This window comes from Actinospica sp. (genome assembly GCF_035552695.1).
GTDB lineage: Bacteria > Actinomycetota > Actinomycetes > Streptomycetales > Catenulisporaceae > Actinospica.
Genome location: NZ_DASZKT010000089.1, coordinates 1 through 19054, shown reverse-complemented (window position 1 = coordinate 19054; position 19054 = coordinate 1). Strand labels below are relative to the sequence as shown.

Genomic DNA, 19054 nt, shown 5'->3' with positions numbered 1-19054 from the left:
GGAGCTCATGTGGACACCGTGACCCGCCGCAAGTTCCTGCTCGCCTCCGGCGTCGTCGGCGCCGGCGCGCTGGCCGCCGGGGCCGGGGCACTGACCTGGTCCGACCTGCACCACGCCGCGCAGTCCGCGCCGCTGCAGCCGGGACAGGGCATCCTCGTGCTGCTGACGCTCTACGGCGGCAACGACGGCCTGAACACCGTGATCCCGGCCGCGGATCCGGTGTATCAGAGCGGGCGGCCCGGCCTGGCCTACTCCGAATCCGAGGTGCTCGATCTCGGCGACGGTCTCGGGCTCAACCCCGCGATGCAGGGCATGCACCAGCTCTGGCAGGACCGGAAGCTGGCCATCGTGCGCGGCGTCGGGTATCCGAGCCCGAACCACAGCCACTTCGTCTCGATGGACATCTGGCAGACCGCCTCGCCGTCCGATCCGCAGAACTCCGGCTGGCTCGGCCGCTGGCTCGACGCCCAGCCGGACGACGACCTACGGGCACTGCGAGCCGTATCCCTCGGTGGTACGCTGCCGCCGCTGCTCGCGGGCACTGAGACGGCGGGATCCTCCCTGCCACTCGGACAATTCCGGCTACCGAAGGGCGAATCGGGCACGGCGCTGCGCGCGCTCGGCGATCCTTCGAGCCAGGACTGCCCGTACGCCGCGTACTCGGCCAGGGACACCGGCGATCTGTTCACCGTCGCAGCGGCCTTCGAACCCGTCCTGCCCGCGCAGAAGGGCTCGGACAAGGGCGGCGCGCTCGCCCAGCAACTCGACATTGTTGCCTCGTGCATCGAATCCTCGGTGCCCACCCAGGTATATGCCGTCAGCCTGGGCGGATTCGACACGCACTCGGCCGAGAAGGGCACCCAGAGCACCCTCCTCGGCGAGCTGAGCTCCGCGGTCTCCGGCTTCCAGCAACGAATCTCGGCGGGAAAACGCGCGGGGGACGTCGTGCTCGTCGCGTACACCGAGTTCGGGCGGCGCGTCGCGGCCAATGCGAACGAGGGGACCGACCACGGCACCGCGGGACCGGTCTTCGTCCTCGGGGACTCGGTGGCCGGCGGCTTCGTCGGCGAGCAGCCCTCGCTCACCGACCTTGACCAGGGCGATCTGAAGTTCAGCACCGACTTCCGCTCGGTCTACGCGACCGTCCTGGCGGACGTGCTGCGGGCCGACCCGGGCCGGGCGCTCGGCGGCTCGTTCCCCCTGTTGCCCCTGCGGTGATGGGCCATTCGAGTACACTCGCTGTTTAACAGTTTGGTCACGACATTGTGCGGGTTCTGATCTTCATATCAAGATCGTCGATCTTGTCCTTAGGCGACCTAAATTGTTGCGCGACCCTACATGAATTCCGTGTTACGGCCGGTCACCGCGCTGTGGCGGCCTCCGCCCGCGCATCCCCCCTGTCCGAAACATGACAACGTTGCCATTCGACTAATCGTAGAAGTGGATCATCGATTCTTGATCATCGTTTCCGAGCCGTTATCCACGGGCTCCGACCCCGTCGAACGCCCCCTTCACAAAGTCTTGCGCACGCAATACGTTGCGGGTCACAACATTCCACGTCCCGCCACGGGGCGACCGCACCACATCCCCGCCTCCCGGCTCCACTCCGCACCGTCGCGTCGATCGCGCCGGTATCCGAGAAGGGAACAGCGCAATGATGCGCAAGCAAATCCTCGCCGCTGCGGTTGTCGTCACCGCGGCCGCCACCGCGTTGGCCGGCTGTTCGAGCTCCAAGAGCAGCACCACGTCCGGCAACTCAGCAGCGTCGTCGAACAACAAGGTCGGCATTCTGCTCCCGGACACCGCTTCCTCGCCGCGCTGGGTCTCCGCGGACCCGAAGGAACTGGAAGCCCAGTGCGCGCAGTACAAGCTCGACTGCAAGGTCTACAACGCCAACGGCTCCGCCTCCACGCAGGAGCAGCAGAACCAGCAGCTGATCAGCTGGGGCGCCGGCGTGATCATGCTGGTTGACCTGGACTCGGCCTCCGGCGCCTCGATCGAGAAGCTGGACAAGTCCAAGGGCGTCGTGCCGATCGACTACGACCGGCTGACCCAGGGCGGCGGCGCGTCGTACTACGTGTCCTTCGACAACGTCCAGGTCGGCGTGGACCAGGGCACCGCCCTGACCCAGTGCTCGCAGGTCGCCGGCAAGACCGGCATCGGCTACACCGAGATCGACGGCGCGGCCACGGACAACAACGCGACGCTGTTCGCGCAGGGCTACAACTCGGTGCTGAGCAAGCAGCCCGGTTGGACCAAGCTCGACGACGGCAACGGAAACTGGGACGCCGCCACCGCGCAGACCGTCTTCCAGAACCAGCTCGGCAAGAACGGCAGCAAGGTCAACGCCGTGATGGTCGCCAACGACACGATGGCCCAGTCGGTCATCAACGTTCTGCAGCAGCAGGGCCTCGCGGGCAAGGTCGCGGTCTCCGGACAGGACGCCTCCCCGGGCGGTCTGGACAACATCATGGCCGGCACCCAGTGCTTCAGCATCTACAAGCCCGTCGCCGGTGAGGCCGACGTCGCGGTGAAGCTGGCCTCGGAGATCCTGGCCGGCCAGAAGCCGACCGCCCCGGCCACCATCACCGACCCGTCGAACGGTGCGAAGGTCCCGTCCTTCCTGGCCAAGCCGACCGTCATCACCCAGGCGAACGTCGCCCTCCCGGTGAAGGACGGCTACGAGACCGCCGCGTCGGTCTGCAACACGAACGCGACCGCCAAGGCGAACTGCGCCAAGTTCGGCGTCAGCTGATCAGCTGGTACGCCAGCTGACCCCCGGTAAACACCGGATCTTCCCGTCCCCGGCAGGCTCCCGCCTGGGTCCGCCGGGGACGGGAACAGCCACGGACCCCAAGGAGTAAAAAGTGAGCGTGGACGCCGGTCCCCGCGGTGCGAGCGAGCCGATTCTGCGGCTGCGCGGCATTCAGAAGAGCTTCGGCCCGGTGAGCGTCCTCAAGGGCGTCAACTTCGAGGCCAGATCCGGAGAAGTGACCGCGCTGGTCGGCGACAACGGAGCCGGTAAGTCCACGCTGGTCAAGTGCATCGGTGGCACCTACACCATCGACGAGGGCGAATACCTGTACGACGGCAAGCCGGTGCACGTGCACAGCCCGCGCGCCGCCTCCGCCCTCGGCATCGAGATCGTGTACCAGGACCTCGCCCTGTGCGAGAACCTCGACATCGTCCAGAACATGTTCCTCGGCCGCGAGGAGGTCACCGGCGCCGCGCGCACCCTCGACGAAGCGAGGATGGAGCTGCTTGCCGGCCAGACCCTCGCCTCGCTGTCGGTGCGCACCGTGAAGTCGGTGCGGCAGAAGGTCTCCAGCCTCTCCGGCGGCCAGCGGCAGACCGTGGCCATCGCCAAGTCCGTGCTGTGGAACTCGAAGCTGGTCATCCTCGACGAGCCGACCGCCGCCCTCGGCGTGGCGCAGACCGCGCAGGTGCTCGACCTGGTGCGCCGGCTCGCCGACCAGGGCCTCGCCGTCGTGCTCATCTCGCACAACATGAACGACGTGCTGCAGGTCTCGGACAGCATCGCGGCGCTCTACCTGGGACAGATGGCGGCCCAGGTGCGCCGCTCCCAGGTGACGCACACTCAGATCGTCGAACTGATCACGGCCGGCCGCTCCGGCGATCTCGGCCTCACCTCCTCGGCCACGGCGGCCGTCGAGGGGAACGGAGCGCGAGCATGACCATCGGAAACGACGCGCTGAGCCAGCCGCTGCGCCAGGGCGAAGAACAGCCCTTCCTGGTGCGCTCGCTCGGTCCGCGCGAATACGCCCTCGACTACGTGCAGCGGCTGCGCGGCGGCGAGATGGGCGCGATTCCCGGCCTGCTCGGCCTGGTCGTGCTGGTGATCCTGTTCTCCTTCCTGCAGAGCGGATTCCTCTCCGCGTACAACGTGGAGAACATGGTCATCGACGGCGCGCCGACGATAATCATGGCGATGGGCCTGGTCTTCGTGCTGCTGCTGGGCGAGATCGACCTGTCCGCGGGCACCGCCTCGGGCGCCACCGCGGTGCTGGCCGCCGTGCTGCTGGTGCGGCACAACGTGAGCTGGATCGTGGCCGCCCTGGCGGCCGGACTGGTCGGCGCGATCATCGGCGCCTTCATCGGCTGGCTGCGCGCGAAGGTGGGCATCCCCTCCTTCGTCATCACCCTGGCGGCGTTCCTCTCGTTCCAGGGCGTGACCGTCATCCTGATCGGCGGCGGCGGCTCGATCCTGGTCACCGACCACACGCTGCTGGCCCTGGAGAGCGCGAGCATCTCCGACTACATGCCGCTCTGGGGCGGCTGGGTGCTGCTGGCGGTCCTCGTGCTCGGCTACGCGGCCGTGAAGTTCCGCACGCTGACCAAGCGGCGCTCCTCCGGTCTGGCCACCGAGCCGAACGAGGTCGCGCTGGTCAAGGTGGCCGCGCTGGCCGCGGGCGGCGCGCTGTTCGTGTACTACATGGGCATCAACCGCATCGTCACGCACACGTTCCTCACCGCGGGTCAGACCTCGGAGGGCGTGCCGTGGATCGTGCCGTTCCTGCTGATCCTGCTGTTCGCCTTGACCTTCCTGCTCGGCCGCACCCGCTACGGCCGGCACGTCTACGCCGTCGGCGGCAACGACGAGGCGGCACGACGCGCCGGTATCCGGGTGGACGTGGTGCGCGTCTCCGTGTTCGTCATCTGCTCCTTCCTGGCCGCTCTCGCCGGTCTGGTGCAGATGTCGGCGCAGGCGGGTGTGAACTCGGCGCAGGGCGGCGGCAACACCCTGCTGCTCGCCGTCGGCGCGGCCGTCATCGGCGGTACGAGCCTGTTCGGCGGTCGCGGCCGGGTGATCGACGCGGTCATCGGCGGCGCGGTCGTCGAGGTCATCTCCTACGGGATGAGCGACCTGATCTCGGGTTCGAACGGCCCGGGGTGGCAGCTGATCATCACCGGCATCGTGCTGCTGGTCGCGGCCGGCTTCGACGCGGTGTCCCGGAGGGCGGGCTCCAGGCAGTAGGCGGGAGCGCGCAGCGCAGGAGCGAGGAGCAGCCGAGCCGCCGCGGACGGGCGCCGACCGAGAAGGAACGGACAAGCACGATGACTGCTGCCGGCACGGCGGGGTCGACGCAGGACGAGGTTCGCAGGCACAACGTCTCCACGCTCTTGCGCTACGTCCATGTGCACGGCCCCACCTCGCGCACCGAGCTCACCAGCGTGATGCAACTCAACCGGTCGACGATCGGCGCGCTCACGGCGGACCTCACCCAGGCCGGCCTGGTCCGCGAGGAGGTCCCGGCCCGCGCCAGAGCGGCCGGGACCGGCGCGGGCAGGCCCTCGCTGGTGGTCTGCCCGAGGCCGGAGAAGGTCTATGTCTTCGCCTACGACATCGGCGTGGACTACCTGATCGCGGCCCGGGTGGGCCTCGGCGGCTCGATCCTCGACCGCAGGGAACTGCACCGGCTGCGCGGCGACTACGCCCTGGAGGACGTCACGTCCCACCTGGGCAGATTCACCGCCGAGATGCTCGGCCGCGCGGAGCCCGGATCGGTCTGCGTCGGCGTCGGCGTGGCCATCGCGGCACTCGTCCGCGAGGACGACGGCCAGGTCAGGTACGCCCCCAATCTCGGCTGGGTGGACGAGCCGCTCGGCACCGCACTGGCCGACATGCTCGGCGAATACGGAATCAAGGCACGCATAGCCGTCGGCAACGACGGTGATCTCGGCGCGCTGGCCGAGCACGTGCGGGGCGCGGCGGCGGGTTCGTCGGACGCGGTCTACCTGACCGGCGAGGTCGGCGTCGGCGCGGGCATCATCGTCGGCGGCGAACCGCTGCGCGGCTACGGCGGCTACGGCGGCGAGATAGGCCACACCGTCGTCAACCCGGCCGGCCGGCTGTGCCGCTGCGGCGCACGGGGTTGCTGGGAAACGGAAATCGGCGAGAAGGCGATCCTCGACGCGGCCGGCCACCCCGACGGCCCCCGCTCGACGGTGTCGGCAGTCGTCGCCGCGTCCGCCGAGGGCGACCCCCGCGCCCTGGCCGCCATGCGCCACGTCGGCGAATGGCTCGGCATCGGCGTCGGCAACGTCATCAACATATTCAACCCCGAAGTCGTCATCTTCGGCGGCCTGCTCCGCGACGTCTTCCCGGCGGTCGAGCAGCAGTTGCGCACCACCCTGCTGACCACCGGCCTCGCCGCCCCCCGCGAGCAGGTCCGCCTCGTCACCCCCGGCCTCGGCGCCGACTCAACCCTCGTCGGCGCCGCCGAGCGCGCCTTCGCCCCGCTGCTCTTCGACCCGATCGAGGTCATCAGCGGACTGACGGCAGTCGCGGTGGACTAGCAGAGTCCGAGCAGCTCGCCGAGCGAACTGATGGCGGGCACATCCACGTCGGCCTGATCCGCCTCGTCGTCGGAGCGGCGCATCCACCGGCCCTGATAGCCGAGCTGGATCGCGGCGGCGACGAGGTCCGGATCGTCGTCCACGAACAGGCACTCGCCGGGGTCGAGACCGAGAGCGTTCGATGCGTGGTGGTACATCCTCGGGTCGGGCTTGCGGCAGCCCAGCTCCGCGCTGATCGCGTAGGCCTCGAAGAAGTCGTGGATGCCGAGATCCGCGTGCAGGTGCGGGAGATTCGGCCAGGCGTCGGAGACGACGGCCATGCGCATGCCGCGCGATCGCAGCGCTTTGAGAGCCGGGGCGACATCGTCGAAGAGTTCGAGTACGACGTCGGCCGGGACCGGGCGGATGAGTTCGGCCAGCAGGTCGGGGGTCGGATCCACTCCGAGGCTCTCGAGCATCACCGCGTGGTAGCGGTCCAGGTCGGGTGTTGATTCGGCCGACGCCATGAACTGGTCGCCGAGATTGATCGCCGTGGCGAACTGGTCGGTGGTGATTTTTGGGTTCCGGCGCAGGACCGCGGGTTCGAAGTCGGCTCGGGGGTTCCAGCGGCCGCCGACCGGCCGCATCAGCACGCCGCCGGAGTCGAGGAGGACTGCGGACAGGGAAGAAGGCATCCGGCCATCGTGGCAGACGGCGGCCGTCAGCGACGTGCCGCCGTGTGCGCCCGCCCGTCTTCGTCAGCCCTGGACGTAGTCGATCAGGTTCTGCCGATCGAACTCGAGCTGGTCGATGGTGGTCTTGACCATGTCGCCGATGCTGACGATGCCGACGAGGTGGCCGGCGGCGTCGACGACGGGGAGGTGGCGGATGCGGCGCTGGGTCATCGTCCCGCTGAGCACGTCGACGGGGTCGTCGAGGGTGCAGGTGGAGACCTGCCAGCTGGCGATGTCCGCGACCGGGCCGTCGAGGACGGCGTCGCCGCGGTCGTTCAGGCGGCGGACGATGTCGCGTTCGGAGACGATGCCGCCGACGGTGACGCCGTCGCTCGAGACGACGACTGCACCGATGTTGTGCTCGGCGAGCAGCTCGAGCAGGGCGCGGCAGGTGGCGTCGGGGCGGACGGTGACGACCGCCGCTCCCTTGTTCTTGAGGACGTCTTTGACTCTCATGGCTGGCTTCCCTCGCCGTTGAAGGACAGCGTGCACCTTCCACCTTGACGGACAAACCGGGTGATCGCCAGCCGTGACGGCACCGGATCCGGCCAGGCCGCTCAGCGGTTGGCCTTGCTGAGCAGGTTGAACCCGAGAACGAGGCGGTAGATGCCGAAAAGTACCGGGCCGTAGGCGACGAAGTACACGCCGCCGTTCGCCGCCGCCTGGTAGGTCATGATCGTGATCACCAGGCCGGCGACGATCCAGACGACGCCGAAGCCGATGGAGCGCTTGCCCTTCGTCCGCCAGATCTGGCGCTGCTGGTCGGAGACGGTCTGATAGGGCGCGGGGCCGCTGGAGTAAGGGGTTTGTCGCGACACGGTGTGGCTCCTGTCTAGGCGATGGGACGGTTGTGGGAACGCGCGGAGTCGAGCAGGCGGTCGATGAACGGGTCCCGGCCGCCCCGCCGCGCCTCGCGGTTCAGCGGGATCGAGATCTTGCCGCCGCCGACGGCCTCGACCCGGTAGCCGAGCACCTTGCCGGCGCCGCTGCCCGTGCGGCGGTCGTGGACGGCGGCGACCCGGACGACGTCGGGCCACGCGAGCGCGCGGCAGTTCGACCGGCGGGCGTGCACGATCCCCTCGGCGTACAGGTAGTAGGACTGCCGGCCGGTGACGAGGGCACGGATGCCGATGCCCAGGCCGAGGACGATGCCGACGATCATGGCGCGGTACACGGCGTGCATGAGTCCGTACGAGGCCGAGAACGGATCCTCGTTGCTGACTGTCGGCCAGAGTGCGAGGTCGATCAGCAGGCAGGCCCCGGCGAGGCCCCAGCCGATGACGAGTGTCTGCCGCGTCGAGGAGCCGTGCCGGGTGTCGACGAGATTCCCGAGCCCGCGGGCCTCGGCCGCGCCGCGCACCTCGAGCGGCGTGTTGTCCGTGGTCAGCCCGGGTCCGCCGGTCCGATTCGCTTCGTGGAAGGTCATGCGCCGCAAGGTAGCGAGCCGGTGATGGGACCGGTCCCGCCCGCGGCGACGCGGCCTGCGTCTGATGTCGCATCAGATATCACTTGGGTAACAGACGGCCAACGGCGTCACACCGTTTACCGGTCCGAGAGTTCGCCTCATTTGTTGTGTGAGGCACGTAATACGGCGCGTACAAGGGCCTGATCGGAGCCCGAAGATCGCTAAGGATTGGTCTAGATCAACTCGCGTGGGGCCGCGAGGTTGATCACTGTCCGTATCTCAGGGCCTCTACCTGCGTCGCAGAATCGTTACCGCGCACAACAAATCCGGCCGGGGCTCATCTTTGCTTCTGCGGATCAAGGACATACGTTGCCTCCAACAACATTCCTTGGATTCGCCGAGCCCCGAAGACGGGCGCCGGCGCCTGAGAAAGGACCACGCGCAATGATGCGTAAGGCCGTCCTGAGTGCCGCCGTCGGCGCCGCAGCCCTCGCTTTGGGTGTCGCCGGGTGCTCTTCCTCCTCGAACTCCGCCGCTTCGAGCCCCTCGTCCAGCTCCGGCGCGGTACAGGTCGGGATCATCCTGCCGGACACCGTCTCCTCCGCTCGCTACGTGAACGCGGACGCCCCCGCGCTGACCCAGGAGTGCCAGGCGAAGGCGCTGAACTGCGACATCCAGAACGCGCAGGGCTCGACCGCCACCCAGCAGTCGCTCGCCGACAAGATGATCAACACCGAGCACGTCGAGGTGCTGATCCTCGACCCGCTGAACCCGACCGTGGGCGCGGCCATCGAGAAGCAGGCGCACGCCGCGGGCGTGAAGACCATCGACTACGACCGGCTCGACACCGGCGCGTCGCCCGACTACTACGTGTCCTACGACAACACCGAGGTCGGCACGCTGCAGGGCCAGGCCCTCGTCGCCGCGGTGAAGGCCAAGGGCATCACCAGCCCCGACGTCGCGGTGCTCGACGGCTCGACCACCGACCACAATGCGGTGCTGTTCAACCAGGGCTACATGTCGGTCATCAGCCCGCTGGTCAAGTCCGGCTCCTGGAAGGAGTCCGGCGAGCAGTGGGTCGCCAACTGGGACAACCCGACCGCCGGCACCGACTTCATGTCGATGTACAACAAGGACCACAACATCAACGTGGTCATGGTCGCCAACGACGGCATGGCGAACGCCGTCATCCAGGACCTGAAGAACCTGGGCCTGGCGGGCAAGGTCGTCGTCTCCGGCCAGGACGCCTCCGCCGAGGGTCTGCAGAACATCCTCGCCGGCTCGCAGTCCTTCTCGATCTACAAGGCCGCCAAGGGCGAGGCCGTCCCGTCCGTCGACCTCGCCACGCAGATCATCGCGGGCAAGGTGACCAGCACGTTCACCTCTGTCACCGACCCGACGAACAACCAGCGGGTCAAGTCGATCCTCGGCACGCCGGTCGTGATCACCAAGTCGAACATCGACCAGCCGATCAAGGGCGGCGACGACAAGCTGTCGGACGTGTGCACCTCGGCCTACGCCTCCGCCTGCTCGGCGGCGGGTCTCTCGTAAGCCTGCGGCCGACGAGCTTCGGAAGGTGAGAACGGAAATGAGCGGCGGATCTGTGATGACGAGCGACAACCCTGTCCTGAAACTGCGGGGGATCACCAAGTCCTTCGGGCCCGTCGAGGTCCTCAAGGGCGTCGACTTCGAGGCGCGCGCCGGCGAGGTCACCGCCCTGGTCGGCGACAACGGCGCGGGCAAGTCCACGCTGGTCAAGTGCATCGGCGGCAGCTACTCCGTCGACGGCGGCGAGTACCTGTTCGAGGGCGGTCCGGTCACGGTCAAGGGCCCGCGCGACGCGTCGGCGCTCGGCATCGAGATCGTGTATCAGGACCTTGCGCTCTGCGACAACCTGGACATCGTGCAGAACATGTTCCTGGGCCGCGAGTCGCTCAACCGCAGGACCCGCACGCTGGACGAGGCGGACATGGAGCACCAGGCCGGCCAGGCGCTGGCCGCGCTGTCGGTGCGCACCGTGAAGTCCGTGCGGCAGAAGGTCTCCAGCCTCTCCGGCGGCCAGCGGCAGACCGTCGCGATCGCCAAGACCGTGCTGTGGAACTCCAAGGTCGTCATCCTGGACGAGCCGACCGCGGCCCTCGGCGTGGCGCAGACCGCGCAGGTGCTCGACCTGGTGCGCCGGCTGGCCGACCAGGGCATGGCCGTCATCCTCATCTCGCACAACATGCTCGACGTGCTCAAGGTCTCGGACAGCGTCGCAGCCCTCTACCTCGGCAGGATGGCCGCGCAGGTCAGGACATCCGAGCTGAACCAGACCCAGATCGTCGAGCTGATCACCGCCGGCCGCTCCGGCTCGCTCGGCCTCATCCCGGAAGGAGCGGCGGCGTGAGCACCGATACGAATACGCGCGACGTGGTCGCCGAGCACGAGGCCGCCAACCCGGCCGCGAACGTCACGGCCCTGATTCCGCAGACCCTCGGCGGCACATTCCGCTCCTATCTGCGCAGCGTCCGCGGCGGCGAGACCGGCTCGGTGCCGGCCGTCGTCGGCGCGCTGATCCTGATGGTCATCTTCGGTGTGGCGCAGGGCAACTTCCTGTCCAGCAGCAACATCGTCGCGATCGTGCAGCAGTCCGCGCCGACCACGATCATGGCCATGGGCCTGGTCTTCGTGCTGCTGCTCGGCGAGATCGACCTGTCCGCGGGCGTCGTCGGCTCCACGGCCGCCGCGTTCGGCGCGGTGCTCTCGGTCAAGCACGGCATGCCCTGGTACGTCGCGATCCTCGGCTCCGCGGCCTTCGGCGGCGTGGTCGGCCTGTTCCTCGGCTGGCTGCGCGCCAAGCTCGCCATCCCGTCCTTCGTCGTCACGCTCTCCGCGTTCATCGCCTTCCAGGGCGTGCAGATCCTGGTCATCAACTCGAAGAGCAACGGCGTCCAGGTCAGCGACCAGATCCTGCACGACCTCTACTTCGGCCGCCTCGCCCCGGACGCCGGCTGGATCCTGCTGGTCGCCGGCGTCGCGCTGTACATGCTGGTCAAGCTGGTGCAGAACGCCGCGCGCCGACGCAAGGGGCTGGCCGCCGTGCCGCTCGCCGTGCTCGGCCTGCGCGCGCTGGCGATCGCGGTGTTCGGCGGCGTGTTCGTCTACCTGATGAACATCGACCAGTCCGTCGCCTGGCAGCAGCGCGCGGGCATCCACCAGCAGGGCGTGCCGTGGTCCTCGGTGATCATCCTGGGCCTGCTCGTGGTGCTCGGCTTCACGCTCACCAAGACCCGCTACGGCCGGCACGTGTTCGCGGTCGGCGGCAACGAGGAGGCGGCCCGCCGCGCGGGTATCAGGGTCATGTCGATCCGCACTTCGGTGTTCGTGCTCTGCTCCGCCCTCGCGGCGCTGTCCGGGCTGATCCTGGCCGGTCAGCTCGGCGGCGTGAGCACCGGTGACGGCGCCGGGAACACCCTGCTGCTCGCCGTCGCCGCGGCCGTCATCGGCGGCACCTCGCTGATGGGCGGGCGCGGCCGGGTGGTGGACGCGATCCTCGGCGGCGTGGTGCTCGCGATCCTGCAGAACGGCATCTCCGACCTGCTGCAGGGCAACAACGCCTCGGCCTACGAGCTGATCATCGAGGGCGCGGTGCTGCTGCTCGCGGCGGCCGTGGACTCCGTCTCGCGGCGGGCCCGCCGCTGACGGCCCCTGACATAATGTGATGGTCGACGCGGGCCCATGAGAAACGGCGTCAATCGGGTCGGGATTGCGAGGATTTCCATGGCTGCCGGACCGGGTGGTTCGACGCAGGACGAGGTGCGCAGGCACAACGTCTCGACCCTGCTGCGCTACGTCCACGTGCACGGCCCGACCTCGCGCGCGGAACTGACCAGCGCGATGCAGCTCAACCGCTCGACCATCGGCACGCTGACCGCCGACCTCGCCGGGGCCGGGCTGGTGCGCGAGGAGCTTCCCGCGCGCACGGCCGGGGCCGGGGCGGGGCGCCCCTCGCTCGTCGTCTGGCCGCGGCCCGAGCAGGTGTACGTGCTCGCCTTCGACATCGGCGTCGACTACCTGATCGCGGCGCGGGTCGGCCTCGGCGGCTCGATCCTGGACCGTCGCGAGCTCTACCGGCCGCGCGGCGACTACGGGATGGACGACGTGGTCGCGCACCTGTGCCGGTTCACCGCCGAGATGTCCGCGCGGTCCGAGCCGGGCTCCGTGTGCGTCGGGGTCGGCGCGGCGATCGCGGGCGTGGTGCGCGAGTCGGACGGCCTGGTCCGGTTCGCGCCCAACCTCGGCTGGGTGGACGAGCCGCTCGGCGCGGCGCTGGCGGCCGGTCTGGGCCGGCACGGCGTGCGCGGCCGGGTCGCCGTGGGCAACGACGCGGACCTCGGGGCGCTGGCCGAGCACGTGCGCGGCGCGGCGGCGGGTTCCTCGGACGCGGTCTACCTGACCGGCGAGGTCGGCGTCGGCGCGGGCATCATCGTCGGCGGCGAACCGCTGCGCGGGCACGGCGGCTACGGCGGTGAGCTCGGTCACATGGTGGTCAACCCGGCCGGCCGGCTGTGCCGCTGCGGCGCCCGCGGCTGCTGGGAGACCGAGATCGGCGAGAAGGCGATCCTGGACGCGGCCGGGCATCCGGACGGACCGCGCTCCACGGTGCCCGCGGTGGTCGCCGCGGCGGCCGGCGGCGACCCGCGGGCCCTGGCGGCGCTGCGGCACGTGGGGGAGTGGCTGGTCATCGGGGTCGGCAACCTGGTGAACATCTTCAATCCCGAGGTGGTCATCTTCGGCGGCCTGCTGCGCGACCTGTTCCCCGCGGTCGAGCAGCAGCTGAACGGCACGTTGCGCACGGTGGGCCTGTCCGCCCCGCGCGAGCAGGTCCGGCTCACCGCGCCCGGCCTCGGCGCCGACTCCACGCTGGTCGGAGCCGCCGAACGGGCGTTCGGGCCGCTGCTGTTCGACCCGCCCGGCACGCTCGCCATGCTGGTCTGAGTTAGCGCTCAATCACCCGGAACGTCCCCATTCGTTTACCGGGCACTTCGACGGTGAAGATGATGTGGAGGAGTACGCCCTGTGCCGGGGGGCATGACCGCTCGCCGCATAGACTCGAATCGCTCGCCGATCGCGTGGCGCCTCTGCCCTTGCGTACGGCCCGGGCGGGATATACCCCCGGTATGTAAGGGTCGGTGGTTGAGCCGGCCACGGGAACGGTGAAGGAGACTGCGTTGGCACGCTTGATGGATTCGGTAAGGCAGCCGCGCGACCTCGACCGGCTCAGCCGCGCCGAGCTGGACAGGCTGGCCGCGGAGATCCGCGAGTTCCTGATCGAGAACGTCTCGCGCACCGGCGGGCACCTCGGCCCGAACCTCGGCGTGGTCGAGCTCACCATCGCGCTGCACCGCGTGTTCGACTCCCCGCGCGACGCCCTGATCTGGGACGTCGGCCACCAGGCCTACGTGCACAAGCTGCTGACCGGTCGTCAGGACTTCGAGAAGCTGCGCTGCGTCGGCGGCATCTCCGGCTACCCCTCGCGGGCCGAGTCCGAGCACGACATCGTGGAGAACTCGCACGCCTCCACCGCGCTGAGCTACGCCGACGGCGTGGCCAAGGCCTTCCGGCTGCGGGGACTCACGGACCGCCGCGTCATCGGCGTCATCGGCGACGGCGCGCTGACCGGCGGCATGGCGTGGGAGGCGCTGAACAACATCGCGGGCGGCGACCTGCCGGTCGTCATCGTGGTCAACGACAACGAGCGCTCCTACGCGCCCACCATCGGCGGCCTCGCGAACCACCTCGGCACGCTGCGCACCACGCAGGGCTACGAGCGCTTCCTTGACTGGGGCAAGAACACCCTGGCCCGCACCCCGTACGTCGGCGGCGCGATCTACGAGACGCTGCACGGGATGAAGAAGGGCCTGAAGGACATCGTCGCCCCGCAGGGGATGTTCGAGGACCTGGGCCTGAAGTACATCGGCCCGATCGACGGGCACGACGTGGACGCGGTGGAGTCGGCGCTGCGCCGCGCCAAGGCCTTCGGCGGCCCGGTGATCGTGCACGTGCTCACCCGCAAGGGCGAGGGCTACGAGCCGGCCCGCGCCGACGAGGTGCACCAGCTGCACCAGGTCAACCCGCAGACCAACCCGGAGACCGGCCTTCCGTTCCAGGTCAAGGGCACCTCGTGGACCGACGTGTTCGCCGAGGAGATGCTCAAGATCGGCAACGACCGGCCCGATGTGGTCGGCATCACCGCCGCGATGCTCATCCCGGTCGGCCTGCACAAGTTCGCCCAGCAGTACCCGGACCGCATCTACGACGTGGGCATCGCCGAGCAGCACGCCGCGACCTGCGCGGCCGGCCTGGCCTTCGGTGGCCTGCACCCGGTCGTGGCGGTCTACGCGACCTTCCTGAACCGGGCCTTCGACCAGGTCCTGATGGACTGCTCGCTGCACAAGGCGGGCGTCACCTTCGTGCTCGACCGCGCCGGGATCACCGGCCCGGACGGGGCCAGCCACCACGGCGTGTGGGACCTGTCCATCCTCCAGGTGGTCCCCGGCATCCGGGTGGCCGTGCCGCGCGACGCCGCCCAGGTGCGCGCCCTGGTGCGGGAGGCGACCGACATCGACGACGGACCGACCGTGGTGCGCTACTCCAAGGGCTCGGTCGGCCCGGAGATCGAGGCGGTCGACCGGGTGGACGGCGTGGACGTGCTGCGCCGTGCCGCGAAGCCGGTGCACGAGGCCGACCTGCTGATCATCGCCATGGGTCCGCTGGCCGGCGCCGCCCTCTCCGCGGCCGAGGAACTGGCCGCCGAGGGAATCGAGGCGACCGTCGTGGACCCGCGCTGGGTCAAGCCGGTCAACCCGGCCCTGGTGGACATGGCACGCACGCACCGGGCCGTGGTCACGGTCGAGGACAACGGCCGGGTCGGCGGCGTGGGCGCGGCGATCAGCCAGGCCATGCAGGACGCGGGCGTGCTGCGGCCGACGAAGGTGCTGGGCGTGCCGACGGAGTTCCAGGCGCACGACGAGCGCCCGGCGATCCTGGCCAGGCTCGGCCTGGACGCACCGGGCATCGCGGCGGCCGGACGCGCCGTGCACGCGCTCGCCGTCGAACCGGCCGAACTGAGCTGAAGCGGGCTGACCAGGCCTAAGCTGATCCGACCTCAGTAACAGTTCTGCAACAGCCTGACTCGGATCGGCGCCGCCGTGCGGCGGCCCGATCCCGTAGATTGCGCTGCTGTGGAAACCGCGCACCCTGAGACGGACGGCGCCGGCACGGTCATCATCGGCGCCGGGCCCGCGGGCCTGACGGCCGCCTACGACCTGACCAGGCACGGGTACTCCGCGCGGGTCTTCGAGTCGGAGAGCGTCGTGGGCGGGATCTCGCAGACGGCGGAGCGCGGCGGCTGGCGCTTCGACATAGGCGGGCACCGGTTCTTCATCAAGGTGAAGCAGGTGGACGACCTGTGGCACGAGATCCTGCCCGCGGAGGACTTCCTGCTGCGGCCGCGGATGTCGCGGATCCACTACCAGGGCAAGCTGTTCGACTACCCGCTCAAGGCGGGCAACGCGCTCAGCGGCCTCGGCGACGTCGAGGCGGCGAAGTGCATCGGCTCGTACGCGTGGCCCAGGATCCGTCCGCCGAAGAACCAGGACTCCTTCGACGGCTGGGCCACCGCGCGCTTCGGCAGGCGGCTGTTCCGGATCTTCTTCAAGACGTACACGGAGAAGGTCTGGGGCATGGACACCGGCGAACCGCCCGCGGACTGGGCCGCGCAGCGCATCAAGAACCTTTCGCTGTTCGGGGCGATCGTGAACGCGCTCGACCCGCGCAAGGGTTCGAAGAGGATCACCTCGTTGATCGACGAGTTCCACTACCCGAAGTACGGCCCGGGCATGATGTGGGAGACCTGCGCGGACGGCACCGAGCACGAGCGGATCGTGCCCGCGTCCGACGTGATCTCCTCGACCCCGCTCTCCGCGCTGGTGCTCTCGATGGACCCGCCGGCGTCCCCGGAGGCGATCGAGGCCGCGAAGGATCTGCGCTATCGGGACTCCCTGACGGTCGCGCTCGTGGTGCCGGAGGAGCACGGTTTCCCGGACAACTGGATCTACATCCACACCCCGGGCGTGCGGGTCGGCCGCATCCAGAACTTCGGTTCCTGGTCCCCGTACCTGGTCAAGGAGGGTCGCACCTGCCTGGGCCTGGAGTTCTTCGTCAACGAGGGCGACGAGCTGTGGACCATGGACGACGACGACCTCGTCAAGCTCGGAACCGCCGAACTGGAAGAACTCGCGCTGATAACCCCCGGCTCGGTCGAAGTCGGCTACGTGGTGCGGATGCCGAAGGCCTACCCGGTCTACGACGACGGCTACGCGGCCAACCTCGAGGTGCTCAAGGCCTGGCTGCGCGAGCACACCCCGAACGTCCACCCGGTCGGCCGCAACGGCGTGCACCGCTACAACAACGCCGACCACTCCATGCTCACCGCGCTGCTGAGCAGCGAAAACATCCGCACAGGCAGTAAGCACGACGTGTGGAGCGTGAACGTCGAAGAGGAATATCACGAGGAGTCCGCGGACAAGGCCGAGGGCCGGCCGGTCACGCCGAAGGGCACCGGCCGCGACGCGCCGGTCACGCCCCGTCGTCGCGCTGAGGACAAGGTCACGGCCCTGCGTTGAGCTGAGAGCTTCGTGGTCCGGTTTTCTTGGCAGAACGTCGGACCGATAGGATCGATCGACGCGGCTCGTCCGCCGATCCATATGGTGTTCAGGAGGACCATGACCGAGTCGGCGCAGCAGGTGGAGGAACCCGTGGCTCGGGAGGAGGACGGTCCGCCACCACGGCGTCCGCTGCACGCCCGACTGCGTCCGGTGGGCGCGATGGTGCTCGTCACGGCGGCTTTCTTCGCCCTCTGTCTGGCCCAGTCGTGGCGGCAGGTGTGGAACGCGGACACCGCGAACGTGACCCTGCAGGGCTGGGACTTGATCCACGGTCAGGTGCTGCTGCACGGCTGGTGGTCCACGGACGTCAACTTCTACACCTTCGACCTGCCGGTATACGCCCTGTCCGTGCTCGTGTTCGGGCTCGGCAGCACCGCTCCGCACGTGGCCGGCGCGGTGCTCTACACGCTCACCTTCCTGGCGGCCTGCTGGCTCGCCAAGGGCCGCTCGCAGGGCGTCGCGTCCTGGCTCCGGGTCGCGATGGTGGCGATGTTCATGACGACCGCGCTGTGGGTCGGCGCGGGCGTCGTCACGGTGATGATCGTGCCGGACCACAGCGCCACGATCTGCTTCTTCCTCGTCGCCTACGTCCTCTACGACCGCTTCGCCGACCGCCGCTGGGCGCCGTGGGCGATGCTCGTCGTGCTGACGCTCGGTCAGATAAGCGACTTGAGCACCCGGTACGTGCTCGTGCCCTCGCTGCTCGTCGTCTGGGCCATCGAGCACCTGCGCGCGCGTCGCCTGCGTACGCCCGAGACCCGGCTCGCGATCGCCGCGGTCCTCTCCGTAGGCGTGTCCTACGGCCTGCGCACGGCGATGATTCACCTGGGCGCGTACTACCTCGCCAAGGCGAACACCGGCCTGGCGCCGATCTCGACCTGGCACTGGCACTTCACCGGCACGTGGGAATCGCTGTTCACCCTCTTCGGCGTGGACGTGACCAACTTCCCCGGGGGCACCGCGTTCCGTACGTCGATCACGTTCATCGGCGGATTCGCGCTGGTGTGCGGAGTGCTGAGCGTGCTGCACACGCTGATTCGCTGGAGGCGGGTCGAGAACGCGGACCGGCTGCTGACCACCGCCGTCATCATCTACCTGGCCGCGTACGAGTTCTCCACCGTCGGCGTGCCCGGTGGCGGAGGCGGATACGAGTTCGTCGGCGTCATCGCGATGTCCGCGGTGCTCAGCGCGCGTACGTTCGCTTCACTGAGGCCGCTGCGTCTGCCCGTGTACCGCGTCGCCGGCACCGCCGTCGCCGCGCTCGCCGCCCTCGTCTTCCTGGTGAGCGGTACGGGGCTGTTCCAGGGCACGGTGCCCAGTCAGCTCAAGCCGCTCGGCGCGTGGCTCGAACAGCACAACCTCACCTACGGCCTCGCCGAGTACTGGAATGCCTCGCCGGTGACCGTCTACACCGGCGGCAGGGTCGCGGTGCGCCCGATCCTCACGGAACCGGGCGGCTTCATCCCGCGGACCTGGAACGCCCGGTCGCAGTGGTTCGACGCGACGAAGAACGACGCCACCTTCGTCATCGCCGGGCCGGAGCAGGGCGCCAATCTGACGGTGGCTCAGGCCGAAGGCTCCTTCGGCAAGCCCGCCGCCGTGTACAACGTCGACGGCTTCGCGATCATGGTCTACGACTACAACCTGCTCACCAAGGGGAGCCCGGCGATCCTCGGACCGGGCGACTGAGGCTGGACAACGGCTGGAAAGCACAGCGCCCGCTCCTCGTACGAGGAGCGGGCACTTTAGTTTCGCGAGCTGGCGATTTACAGTGTGCCGTTGTTGACGGCGTCGGTGATCCAGGGGATGACTTCGTCGAGCATGGTTTCGAGGGTGGTGGTGGCTTCGAAGTCGAGGACGTGTTTGGCTTTGTCGGTGGCTGGGACGCGGCGTTGGACGTCGTATTC

Annotated in this window: 16 protein-coding genes and 1 pseudogene; 12 read left to right on the top strand and 5 right to left on the bottom strand. The window is 69.2% G+C overall.

What is annotated here, in order from left to right; genetic code table 11:
- Nucleotides 1-9: 9 nt before the first annotated feature.
- From VG296_RS11295 to VG296_RS11275, 5 genes are all read left to right on the top strand, one after another.
- Entirely contained in the window at nucleotides 10-1218 is a 1209-nt protein-coding gene (locus VG296_RS11295; RefSeq protein ID WP_325565604.1) for a DUF1501 domain-containing protein, read from the top strand.
- Nucleotides 1219-1654: 436 nt separating this feature from the next.
- Nucleotides 1655-2755, top strand: coding sequence for a sugar ABC transporter substrate-binding protein (locus VG296_RS11290; RefSeq protein ID WP_325565603.1), 1101 nt, complete (start codon nucleotides 1655-1657; stop codon nucleotides 2753-2755).
- Between the two features lie 118 nt (nucleotides 2756-2873).
- Nucleotides 2874-3695 (top strand): ATP-binding cassette domain-containing protein, encoded by an 822-nt coding sequence (locus VG296_RS11285; RefSeq protein ID WP_349259525.1) that lies wholly within the window; start codon nucleotides 2874-2876, stop codon nucleotides 3693-3695.
- A complete protein-coding gene (locus tag VG296_RS11280; protein ID WP_325565601.1) occupies nucleotides 3692-4996 on the top strand; it encodes a sugar ABC transporter permease in 1305 nt (434 codons plus the stop codon). Before VG296_RS11285 ends, VG296_RS11280 begins: the two co-directional genes overlap by 4 nt.
- Nucleotides 4997-5076: 80 nt before the next feature.
- Complete coding sequence (locus VG296_RS11275; protein ID WP_325565600.1) at nucleotides 5077-6318, top strand: ROK family protein; 1242 nt, start codon at nucleotides 5077-5079, stop codon at nucleotides 6316-6318.
- Here the strand turns inward: VG296_RS11275 and VG296_RS11270 are convergent.
- The 4 genes from VG296_RS11270 to VG296_RS11255 all read right to left on the bottom strand — a co-directional run bounded on the left by VG296_RS11270 (nucleotide 6315) and on the right by VG296_RS11255 (nucleotide 8457).
- Nucleotides 6315-6992, bottom strand: coding sequence for an HAD-IA family hydrolase (locus tag VG296_RS11270; RefSeq protein WP_325565599.1), 678 nt, complete (start codon nucleotides 6990-6992; stop codon nucleotides 6315-6317). The genes VG296_RS11275 and VG296_RS11270 overlap by 4 nt on opposite strands.
- 63 nt (nucleotides 6993-7055) lie before the next feature.
- Nucleotides 7056-7487, bottom strand: a complete 432-nt coding sequence (locus tag VG296_RS11265; RefSeq protein WP_325565598.1) for a CBS domain-containing protein — start codon at nucleotides 7485-7487, stop codon at nucleotides 7056-7058.
- Nucleotides 7488-7588: 101 nt separating this feature from the next.
- Nucleotides 7589-7849: a hypothetical protein gene (locus tag VG296_RS11260; protein ID WP_325565597.1), complete on the bottom strand. Its 261-nt coding sequence runs from the start codon at nucleotides 7847-7849 to the stop codon at nucleotides 7589-7591.
- Nucleotides 7850-7863: 14 nt separating this feature from the next.
- A complete protein-coding gene (locus VG296_RS11255) occupies nucleotides 7864-8457 on the bottom strand; it encodes a hypothetical protein (protein WP_325565596.1) in 594 nt (197 codons plus the stop codon).
- Between the two features lie 423 nt (nucleotides 8458-8880).
- Between VG296_RS11255 and VG296_RS11250 the strand changes: the two genes are divergently transcribed.
- The 7 genes from VG296_RS11250 to VG296_RS11220 all read left to right on the top strand — a co-directional run bounded on the left by VG296_RS11250 (nucleotide 8881) and on the right by VG296_RS11220 (nucleotide 18836).
- Complete coding sequence (locus VG296_RS11250; RefSeq protein ID WP_325565595.1) at nucleotides 8881-9987, top strand: sugar ABC transporter substrate-binding protein; 1107 nt, start codon at nucleotides 8881-8883, stop codon at nucleotides 9985-9987.
- Nucleotides 9988-10024: 37 nt separating this feature from the next.
- Nucleotides 10025-10825, top strand: a complete 801-nt coding sequence (locus VG296_RS11245) for an ATP-binding cassette domain-containing protein (protein ID WP_325565594.1) — start codon at nucleotides 10025-10027, stop codon at nucleotides 10823-10825.
- Nucleotides 10822-12120, top strand: a complete 1299-nt coding sequence (locus VG296_RS11240) for a sugar ABC transporter permease (protein ID WP_325565593.1) — start codon at nucleotides 10822-10824, stop codon at nucleotides 12118-12120. The genes VG296_RS11245 and VG296_RS11240 overlap by 4 nt, the downstream gene beginning before the upstream one ends.
- A 78-nt stretch (nucleotides 12121-12198) precedes the next feature.
- Nucleotides 12199-13416, top strand: a complete 1218-nt coding sequence (locus VG296_RS11235; RefSeq protein ID WP_325565592.1) for an ROK family protein — start codon at nucleotides 12199-12201, stop codon at nucleotides 13414-13416.
- 245 nt (nucleotides 13417-13661) lie between these two features.
- A complete protein-coding gene (dxs, locus tag VG296_RS11230; protein ID WP_349259524.1) occupies nucleotides 13662-15554 on the top strand; it encodes a 1-deoxy-D-xylulose-5-phosphate synthase in 1893 nt (630 codons plus the stop codon).
- Nucleotides 15555-15662: 108 nt separating this feature from the next.
- Nucleotides 15663-17105 (top strand): NAD(P)/FAD-dependent oxidoreductase, encoded by a 1443-nt coding sequence (locus VG296_RS11225; protein WP_325565590.1) that lies wholly within the window; start codon nucleotides 15663-15665, stop codon nucleotides 17103-17105.
- A 99-nt stretch (nucleotides 17106-17204) separates the two neighbouring features.
- A complete protein-coding gene (locus tag VG296_RS11220) occupies nucleotides 17205-18836 on the top strand; it encodes a hypothetical protein (protein WP_325565589.1) in 1632 nt (543 codons plus the stop codon).
- A gap of 77 nt (nucleotides 18837-18913) precedes the next feature.
- Here the strand turns inward: VG296_RS11220 and VG296_RS32785 are convergent.
- Nucleotides 18914-19054, bottom strand: a pseudogene (locus VG296_RS32785) (NAD(P)-dependent oxidoreductase); the annotation flags it as partial.

Bases quoted from the DNA above. Each gene is read 5' to 3' on its own strand.
- VG296_RS11275 (WP_325565600.1), top strand. From the start codon at position 5,077: ATGACTGCTGCCGGCACGGCGGGGTCGACGCAGGACGAGGTTCGCAGG.
- VG296_RS11265 (WP_325565598.1), bottom strand. From the start codon at position 7,487: ATGAGAGTCAAAGACGTCCTCAAGAACAAGGGAGCGGCGGTCGTCACC.
- VG296_RS11220 (WP_325565589.1), top strand. From the start codon at position 17,205: ATGACCGAGTCGGCGCAGCAGGTGGAGGAACCCGTGGCTCGGGAGGAG.
- VG296_RS11235 (WP_325565592.1), top strand. From the start codon at position 12,199: ATGGCTGCCGGACCGGGTGGTTCGACGCAGGACGAGGTGCGCAGGCAC.
- VG296_RS11245 (WP_325565594.1), top strand. From the start codon at position 10,025: ATGAGCGGCGGATCTGTGATGACGAGCGACAACCCTGTCCTGAAACTG.
- VG296_RS11280 (WP_325565601.1), top strand. From the start codon at position 3,692: ATGACCATCGGAAACGACGCGCTGAGCCAGCCGCTGCGCCAGGGCGAA.
- VG296_RS11255 (WP_325565596.1), bottom strand. From the start codon at position 8,457: ATGACCTTCCACGAAGCGAATCGGACCGGCGGACCCGGGCTGACCACG.
- VG296_RS11250 (WP_325565595.1), top strand. From the start codon at position 8,881: ATGATGCGTAAGGCCGTCCTGAGTGCCGCCGTCGGCGCCGCAGCCCTC.
- VG296_RS11290 (WP_325565603.1), top strand. From the start codon at position 1,655: ATGATGCGCAAGCAAATCCTCGCCGCTGCGGTTGTCGTCACCGCGGCC.
- dxs (WP_349259524.1), top strand. From the start codon at position 13,662: ATGGATTCGGTAAGGCAGCCGCGCGACCTCGACCGGCTCAGCCGCGCC.
- VG296_RS11270 (WP_325565599.1), bottom strand. From the start codon at position 6,992: ATGCCTTCTTCCCTGTCCGCAGTCCTCCTCGACTCCGGCGGCGTGCTG.